Annotated in this window: 27 protein-coding genes; all 27 read right to left on the bottom strand. The window is 40.5% G+C overall.

From position 1 onward, the window contains the following. Nucleotides 1-7 precede the first annotated feature (7 nt). The 27 genes from GGQ84_RS05480 to scpB all read right to left on the bottom strand — a co-directional run bounded on the left by GGQ84_RS05480 (nt 8) and on the right by scpB (nt 24125). Nucleotides 8-898: a YIEGIA family protein gene (locus GGQ84_RS05480; RefSeq protein ID WP_429160230.1), complete on the bottom strand. Its 891-nt coding sequence runs from the start codon at nt 896-898 to the stop codon at nt 8-10. A 33-nt stretch (nt 899-931) separates the two neighbouring features. Continuing rightward, complete coding sequence (gene spoIIP, locus GGQ84_RS05475) at nt 932-2191, bottom strand: stage II sporulation protein P (protein ID WP_429160227.1); 1260 nt, start codon at nt 2189-2191, stop codon at nt 932-934. Further along, entirely contained in the window at nt 2181-2903 is a 723-nt protein-coding gene (locus GGQ84_RS05470) for a DUF1614 domain-containing protein (protein WP_429160225.1), read from the bottom strand. Before GGQ84_RS05470 ends, spoIIP begins: the two co-directional genes overlap by 11 nt. 81 nt (nt 2904-2984) lie before the next feature. Further along, a complete protein-coding gene (gene fni, locus GGQ84_RS05465; RefSeq protein ID WP_429160222.1) occupies nt 2985-4070 on the bottom strand; it encodes a type 2 isopentenyl-diphosphate Delta-isomerase in 1086 nt (361 codons plus the stop codon). After that, on the bottom strand, nt 4057-6075 hold the full coding sequence (locus tag GGQ84_RS05460) for a bifunctional 4-hydroxy-3-methylbut-2-enyl diphosphate reductase/30S ribosomal protein S1 (RefSeq protein WP_429160219.1): 2019 nt from the start codon (nt 6073-6075) through the stop codon (nt 4057-4059). The genes fni and GGQ84_RS05460 overlap by 14 nt, the downstream gene beginning before the upstream one ends. Before the next feature lie 75 nt (nt 6076-6150). Beyond that, nucleotides 6151-6753 carry a lysophospholipid acyltransferase family protein gene (locus GGQ84_RS05455; RefSeq protein ID WP_429160216.1) on the bottom strand — a complete coding sequence of 201 codons (603 nt, stop codon included), beginning with the start codon at nt 6751-6753 and terminating at the stop codon, nt 6151-6153. A 4-nt stretch (nt 6754-6757) separates the two neighbouring features. Beyond that, a complete protein-coding gene (gene cmk, locus GGQ84_RS05450; RefSeq protein WP_429160213.1) occupies nt 6758-7432 on the bottom strand; it encodes a (d)CMP kinase in 675 nt (224 codons plus the stop codon). A gap of 94 nt (nt 7433-7526) precedes the next feature. Beyond that, nucleotides 7527-8825, bottom strand: a complete 1299-nt coding sequence (gene aroA, locus GGQ84_RS05445) for a 3-phosphoshikimate 1-carboxyvinyltransferase (protein WP_429160210.1) — start codon at nt 8823-8825, stop codon at nt 7527-7529. Between the two features lie 23 nt (nt 8826-8848). Continuing rightward, nucleotides 8849-9679 (bottom strand): 3-deoxy-7-phosphoheptulonate synthase, encoded by an 831-nt coding sequence (aroF, locus tag GGQ84_RS05440; protein ID WP_429160207.1) that lies wholly within the window; start codon nt 9677-9679, stop codon nt 8849-8851. After that, nucleotides 9676-10500 carry a tryptophan synthase subunit alpha gene (gene trpA / locus GGQ84_RS05435; RefSeq protein ID WP_429160204.1) on the bottom strand — a complete coding sequence of 275 codons (825 nt, stop codon included), beginning with the start codon at nt 10498-10500 and terminating at the stop codon, nt 9676-9678. Before trpA ends, aroF begins: the two co-directional genes overlap by 4 nt. Beyond that, on the bottom strand, nt 10493-11686 hold the full coding sequence (gene trpB, locus GGQ84_RS05430) for a tryptophan synthase subunit beta (protein WP_429160201.1): 1194 nt from the start codon (nt 11684-11686) through the stop codon (nt 10493-10495). The genes trpA and trpB overlap by 8 nt, the downstream gene beginning before the upstream one ends. Then, nucleotides 11679-12284 carry a phosphoribosylanthranilate isomerase gene (locus GGQ84_RS05425; protein ID WP_429160198.1) on the bottom strand — a complete coding sequence of 202 codons (606 nt, stop codon included), beginning with the start codon at nt 12282-12284 and terminating at the stop codon, nt 11679-11681. The genes trpB and GGQ84_RS05425 overlap by 8 nt, the downstream gene beginning before the upstream one ends. 2 nt (nt 12285-12286) lie before the next feature. Further along, nucleotides 12287-13066: an indole-3-glycerol phosphate synthase TrpC gene (trpC, locus tag GGQ84_RS05420; RefSeq protein ID WP_429160195.1), complete on the bottom strand. Its 780-nt coding sequence runs from the start codon at nt 13064-13066 to the stop codon at nt 12287-12289. Between the two features lie 2 nt (nt 13067-13068). Next, on the bottom strand, nt 13069-14100 hold the full coding sequence (trpD, locus tag GGQ84_RS05415) for an anthranilate phosphoribosyltransferase (protein WP_429160192.1): 1032 nt from the start codon (nt 14098-14100) through the stop codon (nt 13069-13071). Beyond that, a complete protein-coding gene (trpE, locus tag GGQ84_RS05410) occupies nt 14094-15554 on the bottom strand; it encodes an anthranilate synthase component I (protein ID WP_429160189.1) in 1461 nt (486 codons plus the stop codon). The genes trpD and trpE overlap by 7 nt, the downstream gene beginning before the upstream one ends. 223 nt (nt 15555-15777) lie before the next feature. Then, the gene (locus GGQ84_RS05405; protein WP_429160186.1) at nt 15778-16194 is read right to left on the bottom strand and encodes a HutP family protein; all 417 of its coding nucleotides are present in this window, start codon (nt 16192-16194) and stop codon (nt 15778-15780) included. Beyond that, the gene (locus GGQ84_RS05400) at nt 16191-17471 is read right to left on the bottom strand and encodes a BaiN/RdsA family NAD(P)/FAD-dependent oxidoreductase (RefSeq protein WP_429160184.1); all 1281 of its coding nucleotides are present in this window, start codon (nt 17469-17471) and stop codon (nt 16191-16193) included. Before GGQ84_RS05400 ends, GGQ84_RS05405 begins: the two co-directional genes overlap by 4 nt. Beyond that, nucleotides 17455-18216, bottom strand: coding sequence for a fumarylacetoacetate hydrolase family protein (locus tag GGQ84_RS05395; protein WP_429160181.1), 762 nt, complete (start codon nt 18214-18216; stop codon nt 17455-17457). The genes GGQ84_RS05400 and GGQ84_RS05395 overlap by 17 nt, the downstream gene beginning before the upstream one ends. 94 nt (nt 18217-18310) lie before the next feature. After that, entirely contained in the window at nt 18311-19306 is a 996-nt protein-coding gene (gene ilvC / locus GGQ84_RS05390; protein WP_429160178.1) for a ketol-acid reductoisomerase, read from the bottom strand. An 88-nt stretch (nt 19307-19394) separates the two neighbouring features. After that, the gene (locus tag GGQ84_RS05385; RefSeq protein ID WP_429160176.1) at nt 19395-19856 is read right to left on the bottom strand and encodes a hypothetical protein; all 462 of its coding nucleotides are present in this window, start codon (nt 19854-19856) and stop codon (nt 19395-19397) included. Nucleotides 19857-19874: 18 nt separating this feature from the next. After that, a complete protein-coding gene (gene cobO, locus GGQ84_RS05380) occupies nt 19875-20396 on the bottom strand; it encodes a cob(I)yrinic acid a,c-diamide adenosyltransferase (protein ID WP_429160173.1) in 522 nt (173 codons plus the stop codon). 38 nt (nt 20397-20434) lie between these two features. Further along, nucleotides 20435-21166 (bottom strand): pseudouridine synthase, encoded by a 732-nt coding sequence (locus tag GGQ84_RS05375; RefSeq protein ID WP_429160171.1) that lies wholly within the window; start codon nt 21164-21166, stop codon nt 20435-20437. Between the two features lie 61 nt (nt 21167-21227). Next, on the bottom strand, nt 21228-21761 hold the full coding sequence (locus tag GGQ84_RS05370) for a spore maturation protein (protein WP_429160169.1): 534 nt from the start codon (nt 21759-21761) through the stop codon (nt 21228-21230). Nucleotides 21762-21782: 21 nt separating this feature from the next. After that, a complete protein-coding gene (locus GGQ84_RS05365) occupies nt 21783-22361 on the bottom strand; it encodes a nucleoside recognition domain-containing protein (protein ID WP_429160166.1) in 579 nt (192 codons plus the stop codon). An 89-nt stretch (nt 22362-22450) separates the two neighbouring features. Further along, nucleotides 22451-22852 carry a GerW family sporulation protein gene (ytfJ, locus tag GGQ84_RS05360; protein ID WP_429160163.1) on the bottom strand — a complete coding sequence of 134 codons (402 nt, stop codon included), beginning with the start codon at nt 22850-22852 and terminating at the stop codon, nt 22451-22453. Next, nucleotides 22827-23450, bottom strand: coding sequence for a DUF2953 domain-containing protein (locus tag GGQ84_RS05355; protein ID WP_429160161.1), 624 nt, complete (start codon nt 23448-23450; stop codon nt 22827-22829). The genes ytfJ and GGQ84_RS05355 overlap by 26 nt, the downstream gene beginning before the upstream one ends. Nucleotides 23451-23552: 102 nt before the next feature. Continuing rightward, nucleotides 23553-24125 (bottom strand): SMC-Scp complex subunit ScpB, encoded by a 573-nt coding sequence (gene scpB / locus GGQ84_RS05350; RefSeq protein WP_429160158.1) that lies wholly within the window; start codon nt 24123-24125, stop codon nt 23553-23555.

Genomic DNA, 24125 nt, shown 5'->3' with positions numbered 1-24125 from the left:
CTCCTATTTAATCTGAGGCTTTTCTGCCAATTTTGCTTTGAAGAATCTTGCGCTGAGAGCTCTCTAAAACTGGCGTGGATTTAACCGCTTCGATTACACATTCCACATCGGGTTCATTGGGCAAGATGAATAGAAAAACCTCTCCAGTATCTATATTTTTTCGAACTAGAGGTGACCATTCCTGTTCTCCTTCTTCTAGCTTAGTTCCAACTAGGTTAGCTACTGTATGAACAATAGCTTGTCTTTGTCCAAGATCATCTAAGGTGGCTCTCGCATTGTCATCCTTTGGTTTCATTTTCACCGCTATAGCCTCTTTAAGCAGTTTCTCTCTAGCCTCAAGAAGACCCACATTCATTATTATGATACCACCCACATTTAGCATGGCCCCTTCAAATTTAAAATCAGCTTCCTCTACATCTGCAATATCACCCACAGACTGTCCTCGCATGGCATAGATTAAGAACATTAAAAATAATCCCCCAGCGATTAAGGAATGGGGCAGCCCGTAAACGAAATAAATCAATGAAGCTACCAAAGAGGTGCCAATCACTAGATAATTCCTGGTTTCAAACACCTTTGCTATTCCTTCAATATAGTCTGTTCCCCTGGGTATCAATTCTTTCTCATCTAACTTATTTAAGGTTTCCCTTTCGATATTTCTAATATCTCTAAACTGCTGGGCTGCTAAAGTGAGGAATGTTACAGCCACAAAGTCTTCTGCTGCTATGGCAGGTATAGCTACTGCCCCTAGGGCAGCAGCCATAAAGCCAAGAGAAATATGAGTAATATATCCATGGGGATAACTGGGATATTGTCGATAGTCTACTTTTAACATTATAGTTCTGGCAAATACACCAAAGGCAATCCCGATTATTACGGTTGCTACTGTCTGATCCATAAACTCTATCCCTTCTTAACCAAATTTCTTTCTCTACTTATCCTCATCCTTATTTTCTTTGTGATCTGGCTTTTTATTATTCTCAATATCAAAGGCCTTTTTGTTAATAGATGATTCGTACACGTTGGCTCGCTTGTATTTTTCTTTATCTCTTTTCGAACCTAAAAAGTTAGCCCACTCACTTCCTGTTAGCTGCTTTAGCTTTTCTGATGCTCCAGAGAAACTTCCTGTACTCACTAAGAGGAAAATCCCCCCTGCTAATAGGGATAATCCGATAATCCAGCCAATTGAACGATAATCTCCTCCAGAAGCAGGTGCTTGAGGTGCTCCTCCAGCTTCTATTCCTAGAACCTTAGGTAGTGCCTCTGCAAAAAGGATTACACCCCTTTCTGCCTCTTCCTTGCTTGTTACATGAGTACCCGCTTCAATTAAGGTGGACCTAGGGTGCATGTCCTGATTGTAGTTTCCTCTACCCATGAAAATACCGTGCATTAAACCTGGATATAATTCATCTGCCGCTGCCTTTAGTTGCTCGGCAAATTCTCTATTAGCTTCGATATTTTGGTTCTGCCTTCCCACAACAAGCCTAATTTTTGATACCTGCTCCCCATTAATTTCTGCAGTATAAAAGTCCGGGTCGGGAACAGCATCTCGGTGCACGTCTACAATTGCAATAGGCTGTTCTTCTAACAGACCGGCTACTGTTCTTCTAGACCTGTGGTATGCGTTAGAGTCGTGGGGCTCGTGGGGATCTGTATTCAAAATTGTTTCTATACCTATTTCATTAAGTTTATTACTTAATATTTCCCCCACTTCTACTATGCCCCCTTGAGCATCGCCACCCTCAGCTTCTATAAAAGGTTCTCCTTCATCTGGCACGTAGGATTCTGCTGTATGAGTGTGATAAATGGCTATTACAGGGTTTTCTTCTCCTTGAACAGGAACTGCTCCAGTAACAGGCATTTCTGGTTCTCGCATGCCACTCCAATTCATTTCAATATCTCCGATGTATTTGGCATGGGCTGTATCTCCCTCGATACTAATCACTCGGTAATGCCTGTTGTCCGCAGAAATAAATTCGTCCCCTTCATAAACCATTCTAGCTGTCTTATCTAAGACATTGCCCTCTTCATCAACAATGGTAAAGTAGCCGTCCTCTCGCTCCACTTCATAAACTCCTAAGTCAGCTATTTCTGGTATTTGAATTGTAGTTGTATAGGTTGCATTATATCCCAATGATATTACACCAGCCATTAAGAGCACTAGTCCCAGCAATCTAAGCTTATTTCTCATCCTTTTCACCTCCATCTTTTTTCTCATCTTTTCCCTTTATTTCAGGTTTACGCAATGCGCTTAAAAGTTCTTTAGGTCTGCCTTCTGTTTTGGGGCCACCTTGAATTCTTTCTCGAGTCTCCCCAACCACTTCTGCTAATAGCACTGCCAATATACCACTTAAGACAATGCTGTCAAATATACCTGCACCTCCAATGCTCACCACACCAGAGATATTGTTAACAGATAAGAAGATGTAATTTACCACATCTAGTGCAAGTACTCCTAAAGTGGCAGCGATAAAAGCTGATCTTCTTGACCTTCCAGCAATATATGCCACTGTTCCAGCGATAATTGGTACTATGTAAATTGGGTCAATTATTGCTCCTGCCCGCCCTGGGTCCGCATCACTTATAAATCCAGAGTAGTACACTGCTATAGCTGTCACTACTGTAGCCACAATGGCTCTTATCCTCTCCTTGGTGGTACCAGCTTTAGTCAATAGGTATATGGCAAGGGCCACTGGGATAATTGCTCCACCAAGGTTAATAGATGTTTCGATTTGCCCGGTTGCAATAGGTATATTGATAAAGCTACCAATCATTATTGCCACTATAATAGCAAGGGCTGCCCTATCGGTAAGTCTCATTCTGTCTAAAACTCTCTGTCCAACTCCTACGTAAATCAAAACTGCAACTATAAATAGTGCTATCATACCAATCGGAAAATTCATTTTTGTTAAAACTCCTTTCTACCCTTTTGTTTGTATATACTTCCCCGACTTAAAGGTTCATATACAAAAAAAGAAATGCATTCATATGAACGCATTTCTTTTAGCAAAGCGGGTAGAATCTATCCCCCTTGCATCAAGCCACTCTTTTGTTTGTCCCCTGATTATGAGAGGACATTTTTTGAAGTTCTCAAGTTTTGAAATTCCTGTCAAAGCCATGGTCAATTTTATATCCAGTATCCACGACTTTATTAGCTCTATAATTTTTCTAGAATCCTCTGCATTGTATGCTTCTCGCAAAAAGGGCATTGCAGCCCCTGCCATGTCCGCTCCAAGAGCCAAGCTCTTAGCTACGTCTTGACCGTCTATGAGGCCACCGCTTGCAATCACCTTTATGGGAAGGCCTGAGGTAACCCCCTCTATTAACGAGGGTACTGTGGGTATTCCCCAGTGGTGCCACCGCTCAGATAGCTTAGTCTGCCTGCGATTGTTTTCTATTGTGGCAAAGTTGGTGCCGCCTGCACCACCCACATCCACATATTCAATGCCCAGTCCATAAAGCTTTATCAGTACATCTCGAGACATACCAAATCCCACTTCTTTTACAATTATGGGCACGTTTACTTGTCTTGTTATTGCACCTATATTCTCTAGAATTTGGGAGAAGTCCCTGTCCCCTTCGTCCATCAATAGCTCTTGAGCTATATTCAGGTGCAACTGTACCCCATCGGCACTAATCATATCTACAGCTTCAGCTACCATTTCTGGATCTGAACCTGCGGACATATTGGCCAAGACCAAACCCTCAGGGTTTTCTGTTCGCACCACTTCAAAGGTGTGCTTCATTTGAGGGTCTTCTAGGCCCATAGTCTGAGAACCTAATGCTATCCCAATCCCCGTTTCCCGGGCAGCTATGGCTAATTTTTTGTTGATGTCATAGCTGATATCTGCACCCCCGGTTATGGCTTCTATTAGCAGAGGTGCACTTAGACGCTTGTTCAAAAAGGTCTTCTCTGTACTGATATTATTTATGTTTGATTGAGAAATAGCGTAATGTATAAATTCTATATCCTCAAAGCCAGTTGTCTTTGGCCCACTATCAATTTCCATGGCTATTTGGAGGTGTTCCGCTTTCCTCCTCCTTCTCAGTTCAGCCTTACTTCTTGTCATCTTTCTTAGCTTCTTTTAATATGTCCCCGAACAAATCGCCTAGTGTTACTCCAGTTTCTCCATCCTTATTGTCTTGATTGTCCATATATGTTTTTACTTCATCGCTTTTTTTACTTTCAACAGCTTCCTTAATACTTAGACTAATTCTTTGCTCTTTTTCATCCACACCTAGAACTTTTACCTTTACCTCTTGTCCCACTTCTAATGCCTCATCTGGTGTTCCAATGTGCTCTTGTGAGATTTGTGAGATATGAACTAGTCCTTCAACCCCAGGCTCTAATTCTACAAAGGCGCCAAATGGAGCAAGTCGCATAACCTTACCAGTTAGCACAGATCCTTCTTTGTACTTATCTGCTACGCTGTTCCAAGGATTATCTTTAAGCTGCTTAAGGCCTAAGGAAACTTTACCCTTATCCTGGTCAACTTTGATTACAAATACATCTAGTTCCTGGCCTTCACTTAATACTTCTTTAGGGTGATCTACTCGACCCCAGGAAAGCTCAGAAACGTGAAGCAGTCCATCTACCCCACCTAAGTCAACAAAAGCTCCAAAGTCAGTTATTCTTTGAACAGTGCCCTTCTTTACTTGTCCCTCTTCAAGAGCTTCCCAAGTCTTCTCTTTTGCTTTTTCGTGCTCTTCATCTAGTAGTACTTTTCTAGAAACTACAACTTTGTTATTTTCTTTATCAAACTCAATTATCTTTACCTGTAGTTTTTGACCCACAAATTGTTCTAGATTATCTACATAACCTCTATCTACTAAAGACGCAGGTAAGAAACCCTTTATCCCTAAGTCTACAAGAATACCACCTTTAACTACGCTTAGAGCTTCTGTCTCCACAACAGACTTTTCTTCAAAGAGCTGCTCTACCTTATCCCAAGCAAGCTTGCGGTCAGCTCTCTTTTTTGACAGAATAGGATTTCCTTCTTCGTTTTCTACCTTAATAATGTAAACTTGAATTTCATCTCCCACAGCTACTTCTGTAGAAGGATCATCTACATTTTTTAGAGAAACTTCGGTTTTAGGGATTATTCCTTCTGACTTTCCTCCCACATCAACCATTACATCATTTTCTGTTACTTGTACTACTTTTCCGGTGATGATGTCACCTCTAGTTAATTCTTTCAAGTTAGTTTCCATTTCATTCATTTTTTCAGCTACCTCCTCTAGTATCCAACCTGGTGTAGACGCTCCAGCAGTTATCCCCACTGTTTGAGCACCATGGAACCAGTATTTTTTTAACTCTTTAGCATCTTCTATATGATAGGTTGTAGAACCTGAATTTTTGCAAATTTGGGCTAGTTTCTTGGTGTTAGAACTGTTTTTCCCACCTACTACTAGCATTACATCTACCTGCTTAGCCAATTCTACTGCAGCTTCTTGCCTCTGCTTGGTGGCATCACAGATAGTATTGCATATTTCCAACGTTTTACACTTACCTCGCAATATCTCTACCACTTGATTAAAGTTCTCCGCCGTCTGGGTCGTTTGAGCTATCAACGCTACTTTGTCCATATTAGGCAACTTTTCAGCTTGTTGTGGATTCTCTACAATAAAAGCATTGGAGCCTGCCCACCCGTAAATACCTTGAACTTCAGGATGCCGCTCATCTCCTAGAATTGCAACTTTGTATTGCTCTTCCCCGTATTTTTGAGCCAGCCTCTGGGCCTTCTGAACAAAAGGACAGGTTGCATCGTAAATTTCGATGTTTAGTTTACTGGCCTGGTCCATCACTTCAGGAGCTACACCATGAGATCTAATTATCAGCCTCTGATTCTCTGCAGAGTCAAGATTGTCTAAGGGCTTAACGTTTTTCTTCTCCAATCTCTCTACTGCTTGTGGATTATGTATAATAGGACCATAGGTAAAGAGTTTTTTCTTTCCTTTTTCGCTGGCATCCTCAGCTATTTTCATAGCTCGCTCTACACCAAAACAAAACCCAGCACTTTTTGCAAGAATTACTCTTATGATAAACCACTCCTCTTCTATAAACACCAGCACCATTATTTTGTGGATTTGCCTCAAATAATATTATTATTCTCTAAAAAAACAGTATATCCTTCCTAATTCTAATAAAAGTTAACTTATTTGTTTGATTAAACTTTCAACTTCCCCCTGAAGCCTCTGTGTCAGAGCTTTTGCCCGAGCTGAGGTGCGCTGTTCTTTTTCTTCTTTTGTTTCAGTAATTGGTTTACCAAAGGCAATTGTAATAGTACAGCCCTTTACCTTTTTTATTTTATCAGTGCCAACTAAAGCTGTGGGAATAATGGTATTGTTTGCCTTTAGGGCCAACATAGCTGCTCCTGTCTGAAAGGGTTTCAGCTCTCCCGTTGTGCTTCTAGTGCCTTCAGGAAAAAGTCCCAAAATCTTGCCTTCTTCTAAAATATTGTTTGCCATCTTCATGGCCTGCCTGTCCCCTTTGCCCCGTTTTACTGGGAATGCTCCCAGTCTCTTGATTACAAAGCTAAGTAGGGGTATCTTAAATAGTTCTTCTTTAGCCATATAGTACACTTGCCGTTTGGGAATTGCATAGGACAAAACAACAGGGTCCCACAGACTGATGTGATTAGCAATAAGAACTACAGGTCCTTTTTCAGGAATGTTTTCCAATCCCTTTACTTCTACTTTATAAATCGACTTAAAGATAGGCGAAAAGGCGTATCTCAAAAATGTATATAACAAACTTCTAAACCTCCCCTTTGTTAATTATGGACACCACTTTAGCCTTTACTTCTTTAATATTCAGTTCACTGGTGTCGATAATCACTGCATCTTCTGCTGGCATGAGAGGGGATACTTCTCTTTCAGTATCAATTTTATCTCTCTTTATTATCTCAGCTTCTACTTCTGCTAATGGCTGATAATGCCCTTGGCTTTCCAGCTCCTGATGCCTCCTCTTAGCTCGCTCAGAACTTGAGGCAGTAAGAAATATTTTGTATTTGGCTTCGGGAATAACACAGGTTCCCGTATCCCTACCGTCTAAGATTACTCTCTCTTTCTGGGCTATTTCCCTTTGGGTTTTAACTAACTCTTGGCGTACGCTAGGGATTTTAGCCACTGCAGATACATTGGCACTAACTTCTGGCATTCTAATTTCTGCAGTAATGTCAACTCCCTGACAAAAAACTTTTTGTCCCCCTTGGCTACACTGAAAGGTTATATCCATCTCCTTAGCCATTTGGGTTAGCTTTTCATGATCTGCTAAATTTATCTTTGCTTCTAGTGCTTTATAGGTTAATGCCCTATACATAGCTCCTGTATCAAGATGCACCCAGTTCAATTCCTGAGCTAATTCTTTAGCTATAGTGCTTTTACCTGACCCCGCAGGTCCATCAATTGTTATGACTTCAAGCCTTTTCATTAGTTCAGCTCCCTTCACTCTGGAATAATTTTAGCATAATGCTCTGATTTTTCAAGTCACATCTTAAACGGGAAAAAGCGACCTGCTAGTCGCTTTAAGGATTAACTGAAGCTAATTGTTCAAAAAAATCGGAAAACGATATGTTAATACAATCTACATTATTAATAACAGTGGGCTTAGAGTTCTTGAGTCCAGCTACCGCCATAGCCATTGCAATCCTGTGGTCATCATAACTCTCTAAATGGGCGGTAAGATTAAAACCCTCTTGCCCATCTATAATCAAGCCATCAGCTAAGATTTCTACTGTAATACCTAACCTTGTCAGGTTTTCTGCTAGGGCAGCCAAGCGATCAGTCTCCTTAACCCTCAATTCAGCTGCATCTCTGATTACTGTTTCCCCTTCAGCTACAGCAGCAGCTACGGCTATAATAGGGATTTCATCAATTAACCTGGGAATCAGTGATCCACTTATCTCAACGCCTTTAAGCCTCGCTGATTTCACTAGGATATCTGCAACGGGCTCATTTCCCTCTTCCCTCTGATTGTAGAGCTCCACCGAGCCCCCCATTTCCCTTAAAACTTGGATTATACCTGAGCGGGTCTTGTTAACGCCTACATTTTTTATAATTAGTTCCGAATTGGGAACAATGGATGCTGCAACCATAAAAAATGCTGCCGATGATATGTCTCCCGGAACAGTTAGCTTACTACCTTTTAAAGTGCTAGCTCCACTCACTGAAATTTTAGTTCCACAAGTATCAACTTTGGCGCCAAAAAAATCAAACATAAGCTCTGAGTGGTTTCTAGAAGGTGAAGGTTCTGTTATTTCTGTAGTTCCCTGGGCATTTAATGCTGCCAGCATAATTGCTGATTTAATTTGTGCACTGGCAACGGGAGTTTTGCAGGAAATTGGTTGTAGCTGTCTACCGCGGATAGAAATAGGAGCTTTATTGCCCTGGTCTCTACCTTCAATTGTGGCTCCCATCATGCGCAGGGGTTCAGCTACTCGCTTCATAGGTCTATTAGATAAGGATTTGTCACCTGTTAAAATCGAATGCATCTCTTGTCCTGCTAACACACCTAGCAACAAACGCATGGTTGTGCCAGAGTTACCTGCATCTAATATCTCTCCTGGCTCCTTTAACCCTCTTTTACCAACACCGGTAATATGTACTCTGCCCTTGGAAGCATCCACATGGATTGGTACTTCCATTTTTCGAAAACAATCAATGGTGCTAAGGCAATCTTGGGCCATTAGATAGTTGTCTATTTCTGTTTTTCCCTCAGCTAGTGCTCCTAAGATGACGCTGCGATGGCTGATGGATTTGTCTGGTACAATTGTAATTTCTCCTCTAATTCCCTTTGATGCTTCCATTGTTGTTTTATTCCCCATGTCAATTACTCCTTAATTACAGTCTAGTTTTTAGCTATTCCCTTTTTTCCAGATGCTACTGCAACTTTTTCGCACTGTTCTAATAATTCTTTAAAATGAGAAGGTGTTAATGACTGATCTCCGTCGCATAGTGCCTCCTCAGGCCTTGTATGGACTTCAATCAACAAACCATCTGCTCCCATAGCCACCGCCCCTTTACTAACAGGTGTAACTAACTCTCTAATCCCAGTTCCATGACTGGGATCTACAATCACTGGTAAATGGGTCAATGATTTGACTATAGGTACTGCTGCTAAATCTATTGTGTTTCTAGTAAAGTTCTCAAAGGTTCTAATACCTCTTTCGCAAAGTATTACCTGTTCATTACCTGATACCATTATGTACTCTGCCGCTAATAACCACTCTTGAATGGTAGCTGCTAAACCACGCTTTAAAAGCACAGGTTTTTTCGCCTTTCCCGCAGCCATGAGCAGGGGGAAATTCTGCATATTCCTGCTCCCTATTTGCAAGATATCTGCATATGGCTCCACAGAGGATATATCTCCTGGATCCATAACCTCAGTAACTATGGCCATCCCAGTTTCCTCTTTGGCTTCTGCCAATAGCTCTAAGCCTTTTGTACCCAAACCCATAAAAGCATAAGGTGATGTACGCGGCTTAAATGCTCCTCCTCGCAATATGGGTACTCCAATCTGCTTAAGCTCGCTGGCTATTTCCACCAGTTGTTCTTTGTTTTCTACAGCACATGGACCTGCCATGGGCACAACCTGATCTGCTCCTATCTCAATATCATTTACGAGAATAACCGTTTTGTGGTCTTCACTTTTTTTTCTAACTAACTCTATTCCCTTCATATTTCATCACCCCGATGTCCATCTGCAGATATAGCACGCTTTAATCCATTTATTTTTTCGCCAACCTTCTGCAATAGTACATTGCTGTTAGTGCTGTTTTGTTCTATCAAATCAACAATTGCGCTGCCAACAATAACTCCGTCACTGCTCTTGGAAACAGTTTTAGCTATTTGCTCATTACTTATACCAAAACCAACCGCTAAGGGCCTATCAATATATTTTCTAACTTTTATTAGGAATTCCTGCAAATAATCGTCAATATCCTCTCTGATTCCAGTAGTGCCGGTCGCAGAAATGCAATAGACAAATCCTTCACCCTCTGCTGCTATTAGTTTCATCCTCTCATCTGTAGTAGTAGGCGTAGCTAAGGGAACCCAGCAAAGCTCATATTGCCTACATAGATTATTAAATTCTTCATCGTATCCCATGGGTAAATCTGGAATTATCACTCCATGTATCCCGGCTTTAGTAGCCTCTGCTACAAAGCTTTTCTTACCCATCACATATATGGGGTTATAGTAGGTCATTAAAATAATTGGGATACTTATCTCTCCCCTAATTTCACCAATAACTTTTATTATTTCTACCAAATTTACATTCTGCTCAAGTGCTTTTGAGCCAGCTTTTTCAATTATAGGCCCATCTGCCACTGGATCTGAAAAGGGAACTCCGATTTCTACCATATCTGCCCCAGCCTTTTCTGCTTCTTTAATCAATTTCACTGTAGTATCCAAATCTGGGTGACCTGCCATAAAGTAAGGAATTAACAGCTTTTCACCATAGATCTGGGCTCTTTTCGATACCGCTACCACCCTATTCATATACTTTCGCCCCCAATTCCTTGGCTACACTTTCTACATCCTTATCCCCTCTACCTGAAAGACTTACCACAACAGTTTGGTCACTGGTTAACTCAGGTGCAATTTTCATCACCTGAGCTATGGCATGAGCGCTTTCCAGGGCAGGAATAATCCCTTCAAGTCTGCTCAAAGCTACAAAGGCATTTAATGCTTCATCATCTCTGATGGACACATATTGAACCCGGTCTATATCCTTGAGATGACTGTGCTCCGGTCCAACTCCAGGATAATCTAATCCTGCTGAAATAGAGTGAGCTGGCTCAATCTGACCGTGGGCATTTTGCAATACATAGCTTAGAGAACCGTGGAGTATTCCTGGTGCCCCTTTACTCAAAGTTGCTGCGTGCTCCTTTGTTTCCACGCCACTTCCCGCTGCTTCCACTCCAATGAGCTTAACTTCCTTGCTATCTATAAAGGGATAAAATATCCCCATTGCATTACTTCCACCGCCTACACAGGCCACAATATAATCTGGGTCAGCTATTAATTGTTCCTTTGTCTCCTGCCCTATCACCCTCTGGAAATCTCTAACAATCAAGGGGTAGGGGTGGGGGCCTCCTACTGATCCTAACAAATAGTAGCTACTTCTAACATTCTTTACCCAATCGCGGATTGCTTCATTCATGGCGTCCTTAAGGGTTTTGCTACCATTGGCAACGGGAACCACCTTTGCCCCTAACAGCTTCATTCTAAAGACATTTAGCTGCTGCCGCTTCACATCCTCTTCTCCCATGTATATTACACACTCCATGTCAAAAAGCCGCGCTGCTGTGGCAGTTGCCACACCATGTTGTCCCGCTCCCGTCTCTGCAATAATTCTCTTCTTGCCGATTTTCTTTGCTAGCAAAGCTTGCCCAATCGTATTGTTAATTTTATGGGCTCCCGTGTGAGTTAAGTCCTCCCTTTTTAAATATATCTTAGCACCGCCTAGCTTTTCTGTAAGCTTTTTTGCATAAAACAAGGGTGTCGGTCTCCCAACATAAGCCTGCAAATAGTAATTGAGTTCACGAGCAAATTCCTCATTATTCTTATACCTATTGTAAGCTTCTGCTAGCTGGTTTAAAGCTGGTAACAAGGTTTCGGGCATATATTGACCACCATATTCTCCATAAAAGCCTCTCTCGTCAGGCAAACTGTAGCTACTCATAATAAGTTCTCCTAGCTGAGTCTACTATTGCCTTTATTTTTTCATATGATTTCGCCCCATCCGCTGTAGCTCCGCTGCTTACATCTATTGCGTAGGGCCTAACCCTTTCAATTAATTCATCTATGTTATCTGAGTTAATACCTCCGGCAATTATTAGCGGTTTGGCAAGTCTAGCTTTTTCAATCAAATCCCAGTTGAACTTCTTGGCCTTCCCGGGCTGTGACCCATCTAGCAATACTCCACTTACACTATCATATTTGTTTATTAATTCATAGTTTATCTCTTTTTCGATACTGAACGCCTTTATAACTCTTTGAGTAAACTTTCTGCAGTACTCTGGAGCCTCTATGCCGTGAAATTGAAGAATATCTAAATTGCAAAAACTTGAAATTTCCTGAACCACATGCCTTTCTTCATCCATAAACACCCCTGTGGTTGCAATGAAAGGAGGTAGTGTGTTACATATTTCCCTAGCTTTTTCTGGATTGATATGGTTTTTTCCCTTGGCGAAGACAAATCCCAAGGCATCAGCTCCTGCATCAATTGCCACCTGCGCATCCTGAATGCTTTTTATTCCACATATTTTTATATTAATCATAGCTAATCACTCCTCGTCATTTTTCTCAGCAGGGACCGCCTATTTCCTGCGCTAGCTGTAATTAAGCTTTCACCTATTAAAGCTGCATCTACACCGCTATCTATTATGGCATCAATATTATGGTTTGTAATACCACTTTCGCTAATAACTAAAGTTTTATTGGGAATTTCTTGTGCCAGATTTAAAGTAGTTTTGATATTTACCTGAAAGCTGCTTAAATCTCTATTGTTAATCCCAATAATATGAGCTCCTGCATCTAGTGCTCGGTGCAGCTCTTCTCTATTGTGGATTTCTACAACTGAATCCAACTTTAATTCTCGAGCCTTATTGATTAGGAACCTTAGCTTCTGCTGGGGAAGAGCTGCCACTATGAGAAGTACAGCCGATGCCCCCGCTAATCTTGCCTCATAAAGCTGGTACTCATCTATAATAAAATCCTTGCGCAGCAAGGGAAGGTTGGTTCTCACTGCAGCATCCTTTAAATCCTCCAAAGAACCCTTAAAAAAATCTTCTTCAGTTAGGACTGAGATAGCGGCAGCTCCTCCTAGCTCATAATCTGAAACCACCCTTGCTAAATTCAAGCTGTTGATTAAATCTCCTTTGGAGGGGGAGGCTTTCTTGATTTCTGCAATAATATTAAAGTGATTCTTTCCCTTAGCTATTGCTTCTTGAAAGGAATTAGGTGGCAACATGGCCTCAATACGATATTCTAGCTCCTGAATGGGCATTCTTTCTAATTGTTCCAGCTTTTTTACTTGGTAGCTAATAATTGTATCTAGCATAATCACGCGCTCTCCTTACTGCTATATTCTATCAGTTGATTTAGTTTTTTCGTAGCCTTTCCACTGTCTATAATCGCTTCCGCTAAATCCTTGCCATCTTTAAGGTTGCCAACCATTCCCCCAATATATAATGCAAAGGCACTGTTTACTACAACCATATCTCTACATGCTCCTTTTTGACCAGAAAAAACTCTTTTTATAATTTTTGCATTTTCCTCAGCACTCCCACCAGCAATGGCCTCTAAAGGACTTAGCTGTATACCTAGGTTTTCTGGATTAAATACATAGCTTGTGATTTTACCCTCTTTCAGTTCAAAGATATTAGTTGTATCTCCTATACTTATCTCATCAAGGCCATCATTACTGTGTACTACACAGGCGTGCTTTAGATTCAGTCTTTTTAAAACATTGACCACAAGCTCTGCTGTGGAAGCACTATAAACTCCTACTAGCTGTCTAGTTGTGTTAGCGGGATTGGAAAGTGGCCCTAATATATTAAATGCCGTCTTCATCTTAAGCTCTCTTCGAACCGGAGCGACTTTACTCATAGCACTGTGATAATCTTGGGCAAACATAAAGCCAAATCCAAATCGCTCTAAGGACTGTGCCACTTGCCTAGGTGTCATGTGAATATTGACTCCTAGTTTCTCTAAAACATCGGCGCTTCCGCACTTGCTAGTTACGGATCTATTTCCATGTTTAGCTACTTTAAGTCCTGCTGCTGCTAACACGAAGGTCACCGCTGTAGATACATTAAAGGTGTTTTTCCCATCTCCTCCAGTTCCACAGGTATCCACCAAGTCTGCCTTTAGCTCCACTGACAAGGGAACAGGTTTTGCCTTTTGCCTCATGGCATTTACAAACCCCACTATCTCACATTGAGACTCTCCCTTCATCTTTAACCCTACTACTAATGCAGTAATTTGAGTCTCACTTAAACTTCCGCTCAAAATTTGGTTCATAATAAAGTCTGCCTCTTGTTCTGTCAAATCTGTCTTACTCACAACTTTTCCTATTAATTCCTCTACTAACATCTGCTCATCTCCTCTCTTCTCAGCTCTGCTCTATTCAGCTCTTCTAAATCGCATCCTAAGGCCTTCAGTAATACCTTAGCCTTATTACAGGTTTCCATATATTCATTATAGGGATTAGAATCAGCAACAATCCCAGCCCCTGCTTGAACGTAAGCCATCTTATCTTTTATAATAATAGTTCTAATGGTAATACAGGAATTGAGATCCCCATTAAGGGAAAAGTTGCAAATTGCCCCAGCATAAATACCCCTGCGCTCACTTTCAAGCTCACCTATAATATTCATAGCCCTTATTTTAGGTGCTCCAGAAACAGTGCCTGCTGGGAAGGAGCTCTTTACTAAATCATAAGCATTACGCCTATCATCTATTTTTCCTGTTACTAAGGATACCATATGCATAACATGAGAGTATCTCTCAATCTGCATAAATTTTTCCACAGCTACAGTGCCTATCTTGGAAACTCGTCCCAGGTCATTTCTTCCTAAATCTACAAGCATTAAGTGCTCTGCTCTTTCCTTTTCATCAGCTAGTAATTCCTTTTCTAGCCTATTATCCTCTAATAAAGTAGCCCCTCTATGCCTAGTGCCAGCTATGGGTCTTAAGGAGATGTTCTGGTCTTCCTTTTTTACTAAAACCTCTGGTGAGCTGCCTACTATTTTGAAGTCATCAAATTGTAAATAGTACATATAGGGAGAAGGGTTAATCCTTCTTAGGCTTCTGTAAATGTCTAGAGGGGTTGAAGTTAGGCTCACTTCAAACCTTTGAGAGAGGACTACTTGAAAGATGTCTCCAGAGTTTATATATTCCTTGGCCCTAGTCACCATTTTAGAAAATTGGTTAAATGTCAAATTTGATTTAAATTTACTGTTAATTTGGGGAGATATGCTGTCAGAAGTGATTTGATGAGGTTTAGCTAAGGTAGCTTTAACCAAATTAATTTGCTTTTTAATGGCATCGTTGTCCTCTGGCTTTCCCAGGTGAATAATTGTAAGGGTGTTGTATGCGTGGTCAAAAACTAGAATTAGTCTGCATAATACAAAATAGCTTTCTGGAATGTGAGTAGTGGTTTCTGAGGGCATTTGTACTGCTTCATAATATCTAATTGCATCATATCCTAAATATCCAACTACTCCGGCACCCTCTAGGTCCTGGACCGCAGTCATTTCATATCTAGCTAATGCTTTTTCTATTCCCTCTAAAGGGGTAGTATCGATTCTAACTTTCTTCTGTTCAACATCCTTATAGGTGATATCTGCTTTCCCATCTCTAAATTTGTAAGACATCATTGGGTTGAAGCCCAAAAATGAGTAGCGGGCTAAATTCTCACCGCCTTCAACGCTTTCTAATAAATAAATGGGGTCAAATTTTTTAAGCTTTTCCAATACAGTAATAGGGGTTTCTGTGTCAGACGATATCCTTTCCTTTAAGGCAATTATTTTTATTTTCTCACTCATCTCAGCTCGGCTCCTCTCTTCAATAAAAGAATAAAAAAATCCAGCACTCAAATGAGCACTGGCCTTATTCACCACTTGCTAACTCACCTCAGCTCATCTAACTCTCTTCTCATCTCTCATTTCTCATCTTATTTAATTTTAAATAACCTTAACATGTAAAAGTGTTACTGTCAATAATTATTTAGGTCTCTGGCAAAGATTTTGCTTTCCTCAGGTAATTTACTTACGTCACAGCTCTATGACCTAACCCAATGGCAACTTCGTCTAGGTGGAGTAATCCTATGCCAAAGTATACTGCCACGCTAACGTGGTCTTCATAGCGAGCTATGCCAATTTTTCCGCCCACATTTAACCCTACAGCCTTTGTCATAATCTGAGATAGAGCTTCCCGAGTAGCTCCTGCTACAGCTCCTTCCCCAGTGTGATTATCTTTTATTACTCCCTCTCTTTTTGCAGCCACAACTGCCCTTTCAACTATTCTGTTTACCGATGATATAAATTCTCCACCGTAGTCTACTGCTGCAGTTTTGACCTTTGACTTAGCATACTTTTCCTTCAATATTCCCTCTTCGTCTCTGCTCTCTGTTAAAGCCATTTGAATAGCAACAGCTGCTATCTTTCTACTTCCGTACTTGCTCAAGTTGTAACCTCCTCTAATTTTTCTTCAATCCCCTTAGCAGCTAGGTAACCAGTTGAAAACGCTGCTTGAAGATTGTATCCTCCTGTTACACCATCAATATTCATAACTTCCCCTGCAAAATAAATTCCTTCTCTGACCTTTGACTCCATTGTTCTTGGATCAATTTCTTTTAAATCTACTCCACCAGCAGTAACTATGGCTTCTTCTAATGGACGGGTTTTTACTACCGTACATTTTAACTCTGTTAAAGACTGGATTAGCCTATCCCGCTCTGATTTAGTGATTTGGTTTACTTTCTTTTCCGGATCAACCTGGCTTAGTCTTATAATTACAGGTATCAACTTTTGAGGTAACAGTTGCGAAAGTGAATTTTTAAACTGCTTGTTGGCAAATTCCTCAAAATCCCTTAGTATCCTATTATCCAACTGTTCCAGTGTCAAAGCAGGCTTCAAGTTTATATGTAATGGAACTGGACCTTTTTTTAAGCAAACTTGTACTTGGTTACTCAGGGTGAGTACTATGGGACCAGAAATACCAAAGTGAGTAAATATCATTTCACCAAATTGACTGTCAATAGCCTTGCCCTTTGGCCCCACTATGGATAATTGGACGTTTCTCAAGGATAGCCCCTGAAGCTCCTTAGCCCAGTCCTCTGCAAGCTCTAATGGCACTAGGGCAGGACTAATAGGAACAACCCTATGTCCTAAGTCCTCTGCTAGCTTATACCCATCTCCTGTGGTACCTGTCTTTGGATAGGAAGCTCCTCCCGTGGTCAACAAGATTGTTTTGCTTTTTAATATTTTTCCTTTAGTAGTCTCTACTGTATATTGGCTATCAACCCCATCTTTCTTTTTTACCTTTTTAACCCGGTGTTCTAGAAAGATATCTGCCCCACTTTTCTTTAAGTGGAGCTCTAGCTTATCAACCACATCATGAGATTTATCGGTTACTGGAAAGACTCTATTGCCCCTTTCCACCTTAGTTTCTAAGCCTAAATTCTTAAAAAAGCTGATCGTATCATTACTAGTAAAGGAATATATAGCGCTGTACAAAAAGGATCCCTGTTTGCCAAAGGCGTTGATAAATTCCTCTTCATCTCCAGCGTTTGTCAAGTTGCAGCGACCTTTACCTGTTATCAACAACTTTTTTCCCAGAATGCTGTTTCTCTCTAGGAGGGCCACTCTATATCCTCTTTGAGCAACATAGCCTGCAGCAAGCATGCCTGCAGCGCCTGCTCCAATTACTATTAAATCGTATTCTTTATGGTTTTTCAACATAATTTATTAATGTCCCCAATCCTTCAATAGTAACTTCTACTTCGTCCCCATGGTCTAATTGCCCAACTCCAAAAGGGGTTCCAGTTATTATAACATCTCCTGGTAACAGTGTCATTATTTTAGAAATATAACTCACTAAATAGTTTACACCAAATACCATTTGTTTAGTAGAGGAAGATTGCATAACCTTGCCGTTTAATTTAGTAGTAACTTGTAGGTCACTTGCATCCGCTTCTGTTTCTATGTAAGACCCTAATGGCAGGAACGTGTCAAAGGACTTAGCTCTAGTCCACTGACCGTCTAGTTTCTGCAAATCCCTGGCAGTAATATCATTTGCACATGTAAAACCAAAAATACTCTGCTCTGCTACATTAGGCTCTATGTCCTTTATCTTGTCTTTAATTACTACTGCCAATTCCCCTTCGTAATCAACTCTCTGTGAATCCTGGGGATAAATTATTTTTGCTCCAGGCCCAATAACAGTAGTGCTTGGTTTCATAAATAGCAAGGGTTTGTTAGGTAACTTTAAGTTTAGTTCTTTGGCGTGATCAGCATAGTTTAGACCCACACAAATTACTTTACTGGGTTCACAAGGTGCTAATAGTGTAACATCTCCTAAGCTGTAGCTGTTAGGGGGAACTAATTCTTGCCCCTTTATAAAAGGATTTTGAGTTTCCCTTATCTGCTCACCCTCCAATATGCCGTATTTAATCTTCTTTTCAACCTGAAATCTTACATACTTCATAGCTACACCTCCGTTATTATATATAATTATTATATACAATTATTGGATACAAGAAAAGTGAAAGGGTAGTCCCTTTCACTCACTTTTTGAGAATTTATTTTTTATTTAACCAAGTCATCATTTTTCTCAAGTCTTTGCCCACTACCTCGATTTGATGTTGTTCGTCTTGCTTAGTCATGCTGTTGAACATTGGGCGATTTGCTCTATTTTCCATGATCCACTCTTTAGCAAATTGTCCTGACTGAACTTCAGCTAAAACCTTTTTCATTTCTGCTCTGGTTTCATCAGTGATAATTCTCTTGCCAACAGTCATATCTCCCCACTGAGCTGTGTCACTGATTGAATAGCGCATTCCAGCTATTCCACCTTCATACATTAAGTCTACAATCAGCTTTAACTCATGTAGACACTCAAAGTAAGCGATTTCAGGAGCGTATCCAGCCTCAACTAGTGTATCAAACCCTGCTCTAACCAGCTCAGTCATTCCGCCGCAAAGTACTACCTGCTCTCCAAACAAGTCAGATTCTGTCTCTTCCTGGAAGGAAGTCTCAAACACACCTGCTCTAGTGCAGCCTACTCCTTTAGCGTAAGCAAGAGCATAGTCCTTAGCCTTACCTGAGTAGTCTTGGAAAATTGCGATTAAACCAGGTACACCTGCACCCTCGGTATAAGTCCTGCGCACTAAGTGTCCTGGACTCTTAGGAGCAACCATGATTACATCTACATTTTTTGGAGGTACTATTTGATTGTAGTGAATATTAAAACCATGGGAGAAGATTAAAGTGTTTCCTTCTTCTAAGTTAGGCTCAATTTCTTGCGCATATACATCCCCCTGATATTCATCTGGTAAAAGTATTTGAATCATATCAGCTTCTTTAGCCGCTTCAGCTACAGTTTTTACTGTAAGGCCAGCTTCTTCAGCTTGCTTCCATGATTTACTTGTTTTACGAAGTCCTACAATAACTTCTACTCCACTTTCCTTAAGGTTTTGTGACTGAGCATGTCCTTGGCTACCGTAGCCAATTACAGCTATTTTCTTCCCCTCTAGTAAGCTCAATTCTGCGTCTTGATCATAATACATTTGCACCATTATGTGATCCCCCTCTTTTATGTAACAATTTATTTTTTTCTCTTCTGTTGTAGTTCTCTGTATTAGTCGAAAATCCTGCTTGTATTTTTTATTTACTATATTTTCTCTCTAAATTTATCCTCAATCTATTTAACTCTGAGCTTGTCCTATATAGCAGTCTCTCTACGTCTTTTGCCCCAAAGTCCAACTCTTGAGGCTCAATTATTTCTATTTTTCGGAACTCTTCTTTTAATACAAATTGCATTAAATCCTCTAGAGAAATAGCGTCAACTATTATTTGAACTGGTGCAAAGGCCGCTTCTGCACCGGTAACTTCATCAAATATAGTATACACATCTGTGCTCAAATCTATGTCCTCAACAGTGATACCTTGCATGGGTACGTTTTTTAACAGGTTTACCTTTTGCTCTCGCAATTCTTCAGCAGCTCTTTCGGTGTTTTTGTTGCTGAAAAAAAACTTGGTGCTTTTTAGGTCCCCTCTGTAATCTAGCCTAATTCTTGCCTTTATATTGTTTTTATTTAATTCTTCACTTTCTTTGACAATTGTCATAGCTTAGCCCCCTCTAAATCAGTATTCAATTCCCCTTCTACTCTTTTGACCATTTTTGAAAGGATGTTTAATTTCTTTCATTTCTGTAACTAGATCAGCTCTATCTATTAAGAACTGAGGTGCATTTCTACCAGTGAGAACTAACTCCATAGTATCGGGTCTAAGATTTAGTATTTCCTCTAGCTGTTCCCTTGAAATTACTCCTACTTGAAGTGCATTATTAATTTCATCTAGAATTAACAGGTCACATTTGCCTGCTGTAACCAACTCTTTTGCTTTAGCTATTGCTTTTTCAGCTAGCTGTAGATCCTCTTCCTTGACCCCATCTCTAAAGATAAAGCCTGGCCCCCCATAGGATTCAATGGTTATACCTTCTATTTTAGCAAAGCTCTTTACCTCTCCGTAATCTATTCCCTGCTTCAAAAACTGAATTATATGTACTCTCAAGCCTTGCCCCACAGCTCGTATTGCTAGTCCCATTGCTGCAGTGGTTTTGCCCTTTCCATTCCCAGTGTATACCTGTAAGAGCCCTTTTTCCATAGCGCTCCCCTCCTTTGGGTTAAAATTCTACAACTTAATTACTTTTCCTTCTTATATCCACCTTTTCCTAATAACAGATTTATTTCTTCTTCCGTTAGAAACTTGTATTCTCCTACCTTGAGCTTGTCCCCTGTTAGGCCTCCCAATCTGACCCGTTTCAACTGAATAACCGGATGTCCTATAGCAGCACACATTCTCCGAACCTGTCTATTCCTGCCTTCATGGATGCTAATAGCCAACCAGGTCTTTTTGCCCTCCGTTTTCAATCTTTTTACCTTGGCCGGGTGAGTGATTCCATCATCCAACATGATTCCTGTTCTCAGTTGCTCTAACTGATGATCATCTACCTTGCCCGGAACTAGTGCATGATATTCCTTCTCAACTTTAAAGCTGGGATGGGTCAAAATATGAGCTAGTTCACCATCATTGGTGAGTAGCAGTAGTCCTTCAGTACCCCAGTCCAATCTGCCCACAGGAAAAACCCGCTCCTGAACATCTGTGAGCAAGTCCATTACCTTTGGTCTGTCCATTTCATCTTGTACTGTGGTTATGTACTTAGGCGGCTTGTTCAAGAGAATGTATACCTTATTCTCTTCCTGCTTAATCACCCGCCCTTGATACTCCACTATGTCAGTTTCCGGGTCTATTTTTGTTCCCAACTCCCTCACTACTTCGCCATTTACCTTTACACTTCCAGCTTCTATATATTCTTCACACTTTCTTCTAGATCCAACGCCACACTGTGCCATGTATTTCTGTAATCGCTCCATCTTTTACCACTCCACCAGTTTTTAATTTATGTTATCATATTTTCTTCAGTTCTTAAAGAATTTATCCGAAGACTAGCATTACAATGTATATAGATGCCAAAAAACCTGTTAAGTCTCCTAATAGACCAACAGTAAGTGCGTGCCTATACCTTCTAATGCCAACCGATCCAAAATAAACTGTGAGCACAAAAAAGGTAGTATCAGTACTTCCCTGAATAGTGGACGCTAACCTGCCGATTAAACTATCTGGGCCATACACTTGAATTAATTCTGCAGTTAACCCCAGTGCAGCTCCCCCTGATAGAGGTCTCATAATTGCCAAAGGTAGGACTTCAGTAGGTGCTCCGATTAACTTCATCAGGGGTAAAAAGGCAGCCAAAACAATGTCCATTGCTCCTGATGCCCTAAAGACACTTATAGCAACTAGCATTCCCACTAAAAAGGGAATAATTTTTATGGCTGTAGTAAACCCCTGCTCTGCTCCCTCCACAAAGGCTTCATAAACCTTTACTCCTCTTAAATACCCCACTAGCGGAATTATAAGCAGCAATAATGGTACTGTCCACTTAGAAAGCTCTGTTATAAATAAGGCCATTGTTATCCCCCCAAAAGTAAACTAACGGCTCATACCTCGTAAAAATCTGTCTGCTGTCAATGCAACTATAGTGCCTATGGTAGTTGCAAAAATAGTGGTCCCCACAATCTCAGTAGGGTTTGCTGAATTTGCTGCCACTCTAATAGCTAGAACTGTAGCTGGCAGTATAGTAATACATGATGTGTTAAGGGCCAAAAATGTACACATAGCATCACTGGCTACTTTTTTGTTGGGATTTGTCTTTTGCAACTCCTGCATAGCCTTTAAACCAAATGGTGTTGCGGCATTTCCCAATCCAAGAACATTGGCACTAATATTCATTATTATTGGACCCATAGCCGGATGATCTTTCGGAATGGAGGGAAAGAGAAATCTAGTCACCGGGCGAAGCCCTCTGGCTATAAAATTTATCAGGCCGCCTTTTTCGGCTATTTTCATAATTCCCAACCAAAGCGCCATTACCCCTATTATTTCTATGGAGATAGTGACACTTGTTTGAGCTGCCTCCATTGCAGCTTCTGTAACCACTTCTATCTTGCCTCGAACCGCAGCAGTTATAATTCCCGTAACCAACAGTAACATCCAAATAACATTAATCATTGCAAAACCTCCACAGCAGTATATTCTCAAAATATGTGCTGCTTGGCTTTATTAGAACAGAAAAATAAAAAAAGCGCATAATCTGCGCTTTAGATGTTATCCTCTGTTTCAAATTTCATTGCTATTGTTTCATCTGGCTCTGAATTTTTGTTAAGCATATTCTGAATATGTTCCACCACTTTAGGGGCTAAATCAATAAGTCTATCTGCCACTTGGTTTCCATCAACTGGCAAGAAGCGTACCTGATCTTTTCCCACTACCAAAAATCCCATGGGCTGAACAGACACCCCCGCACCACTTCCACCACCAAAGGGCAGGCTACTTTCTTTGTTTCCGCTCTTGCTGCTCTCAAATTCACTACCTCCAGAGGCAAATCCGCAAGAAACTCTGGATATGGGTATAATCACACTGCCATCTGGAGTTTCCACCGGGTCTCCTATTACGGTATTTACGTCTACCATTTCTTTAATGCTTTCCATTGCTGTTTTCATTAACGACTCTATTGGATGATCCGCCAACAACCTCACCCCCTTTAATTCTGCTCACTATCAACATCATAAGAACTTTTATGCCAGTAATAATAATATGACCTATTCGAAAGGCAAATATGCAATCCAAATACAACGACAAATCTCTACTGTTATAATTTGGAACAACATCAAGTTTGACCGGCTCTTTTGGTTTTTTGATGAACTTGATTAAAATTCCATATAGATTCCACTTTCCAGCAAGCAGTGCACCTGTTGCTATTGCTGTCTCTGCAGCGTCTCCAGTACCCACTCTGCTCTGCCACAGTAGATGCTTAAGGTGAAATGGTTTACCTAATTCATGCAGTATCTTTAACTCAGGAAGCTCTTGGGCCTTTTTAACTGCTGATCTAAGTCGTTCTACCACATCTTCGCCATCAGTTCTTTGGGCAATCCTCCGCGAATAGCTAACTAGCATGGTTCTAACCCGGTTTAAAAACTTAGATGTGATTTTTAGCCTTATCAATTTCCACAGCAAAAAAATCGTAATAACTACCTTCTTCTCTTTCATGCTGTGCATAATATAGACCCTAATTTCCACAAGAGAAAGAAGTGTCACCATTACCCATATGTACCATAAGAAAATAAAAAAAACCATGTCTCCCACTCTCCAGTCTATAGTGGTTAAACATGGATATTTTTCCACAAATATTTAATATATATACTAAAAATTTGTAATTTTGTCCTCATCATGTATATTTTTGATACTCTCTTCAAAATCCTCTATTTGGGGCAGTTCAGAGATATGGTTTAAGCCAAAGTTATTTAAAAAACCCTTAGTAGTTCCATATAAAATTGGCTTTCCAGGCCCGTCTTTTCTCCCCACTTCCTTAATTAATTCTTTCTCTAGCAATGTGGTTATAGCCTTTTCTGACTTAACTCCTCTAATTGCCTCAATCTCACTTCTAGTAATAGGTTGCTTGTAGGCCACTATTGCCAACGTCTCTAGAGATGCCTTTGACAACCTGTTGCTATTGTTGTCTTGAAGCAGCTTTTGAATATAGGGAGCATAACGAGTCTTGCTAGCTAAATAAAAACCGTCTCCAGATTCCATTAGCTGAAAACCTCTACAGGATTGTTGATATTCGGCTTTCAGTTCTCCTAGCAACTCCCCCGTATCTTCCTGGGTTAAGCTAACTATTTTGCTTAACTCTTCTAGTTTCACAGGATTAGATGCCACAAACAAAAGGGCTTCTAAAATTGCTTTATTTTCTTCTTTAAACATGACAGTCATCAT

It is taken from the genome of Desulfitispora alkaliphila (assembly GCF_050433185.1).
Lineage (GTDB): Bacteria > Bacillota > Desulfitisporia > Desulfitisporales > Desulfitisporaceae > Desulfitispora > Desulfitispora alkaliphila.
The sequence above is the reverse complement of the archived record's forward strand: the minus strand, read 5'-3'. Positions and strand labels throughout refer to the sequence as shown.

Bases quoted from the DNA above. Each gene is read 5' to 3' on its own strand.
- trpA (WP_429160204.1), bottom strand. From the start codon at position 10,500: ATGAATAGGGTGGTAGCGGTATCGAAAAGAGCCCAGATCTATGGTGAA.
- GGQ84_RS05395 (WP_429160181.1), bottom strand. From the start codon at position 18,216: ATGAAGTATGTAAGATTTCAGGTTGAAAAGAAGATTAAATACGGCATA.
- GGQ84_RS05480 (WP_429160230.1), bottom strand. From the start codon at position 898: ATGGATCAGACAGTAGCAACCGTAATAATCGGGATTGCCTTTGGTGTA.
- trpB (WP_429160201.1), bottom strand. From the start codon at position 11,686: ATGAGTAGCTACAGTTTGCCTGACGAGAGAGGCTTTTATGGAGAATAT.
- GGQ84_RS05355 (WP_429160161.1), bottom strand. From the start codon at position 23,450: ATGGTGACACTTCTTTCTCTTGTGGAAATTAGGGTCTATATTATGCAC.
- aroF (WP_429160207.1), bottom strand. From the start codon at position 9,679: ATGAAGGGAATAGAGTTAGTTAGAAAAAAAAGTGAAGACCACAAAACG.
- fni (WP_429160222.1), bottom strand. From the start codon at position 4,070: ATGACAAGAAGTAAGGCTGAACTGAGAAGGAGGAGGAAAGCGGAACAC.
- GGQ84_RS05400 (WP_429160184.1), bottom strand. From the start codon at position 17,471: ATGTTGAAAAACCATAAAGAATACGATTTAATAGTAATTGGAGCAGGC.
- GGQ84_RS05375 (WP_429160171.1), bottom strand. From the start codon at position 21,166: ATGGAGCGATTACAGAAATACATGGCACAGTGTGGCGTTGGATCTAGA.
- GGQ84_RS05425 (WP_429160198.1), bottom strand. From the start codon at position 12,284: ATGATTAATATAAAAATATGTGGAATAAAAAGCATTCAGGATGCGCAG.
- aroA (WP_429160210.1), bottom strand. From the start codon at position 8,825: ATGGGGAATAAAACAACAATGGAAGCATCAAAGGGAATTAGAGGAGAA.
- spoIIP (WP_429160227.1), bottom strand. From the start codon at position 2,191: ATGAGAAATAAGCTTAGATTGCTGGGACTAGTGCTCTTAATGGCTGGT.
- ilvC (WP_429160178.1), bottom strand. From the start codon at position 19,306: ATGGTGCAAATGTATTATGATCAAGACGCAGAATTGAGCTTACTAGAG.
- GGQ84_RS05370 (WP_429160169.1), bottom strand. From the start codon at position 21,761: ATGGCCTTATTTATAACAGAGCTTTCTAAGTGGACAGTACCATTATTG.
- trpE (WP_429160189.1), bottom strand. From the start codon at position 15,554: ATGAGTGAGAAAATAAAAATAATTGCCTTAAAGGAAAGGATATCGTCT.
- cobO (WP_429160173.1), bottom strand. From the start codon at position 20,396: ATGGAAAAAGGGCTCTTACAGGTATACACTGGGAATGGAAAGGGCAAA.
- GGQ84_RS05365 (WP_429160166.1), bottom strand. From the start codon at position 22,361: ATGATTAATGTTATTTGGATGTTACTGTTGGTTACGGGAATTATAACT.
- scpB (WP_429160158.1), bottom strand. From the start codon at position 24,125: ATGATGACTGTCATGTTTAAAGAAGAAAATAAAGCAATTTTAGAAGCC.
- trpD (WP_429160192.1), bottom strand. From the start codon at position 14,100: ATGTTAGTAGAGGAATTAATAGGAAAAGTTGTGAGTAAGACAGATTTG.
- trpC (WP_429160195.1), bottom strand. From the start codon at position 13,066: ATGCTAGATACAATTATTAGCTACCAAGTAAAAAAGCTGGAACAATTA.
- ytfJ (WP_429160163.1), bottom strand. From the start codon at position 22,852: ATGAAAACAGCAATGGAAAGCATTAAAGAAATGGTAGACGTAAATACC.
- GGQ84_RS05470 (WP_429160225.1), bottom strand. From the start codon at position 2,903: ATGAATTTTCCGATTGGTATGATAGCACTATTTATAGTTGCAGTTTTG.
- GGQ84_RS05460 (WP_429160219.1), bottom strand. From the start codon at position 6,075: ATGGTGCTGGTGTTTATAGAAGAGGAGTGGTTTATCATAAGAGTAATT.
- GGQ84_RS05385 (WP_429160176.1), bottom strand. From the start codon at position 19,856: ATGACAATTGTCAAAGAAAGTGAAGAATTAAATAAAAACAATATAAAG.
- cmk (WP_429160213.1), bottom strand. From the start codon at position 7,432: ATGAAAAGGCTTGAAGTCATAACAATTGATGGACCTGCGGGGTCAGGT.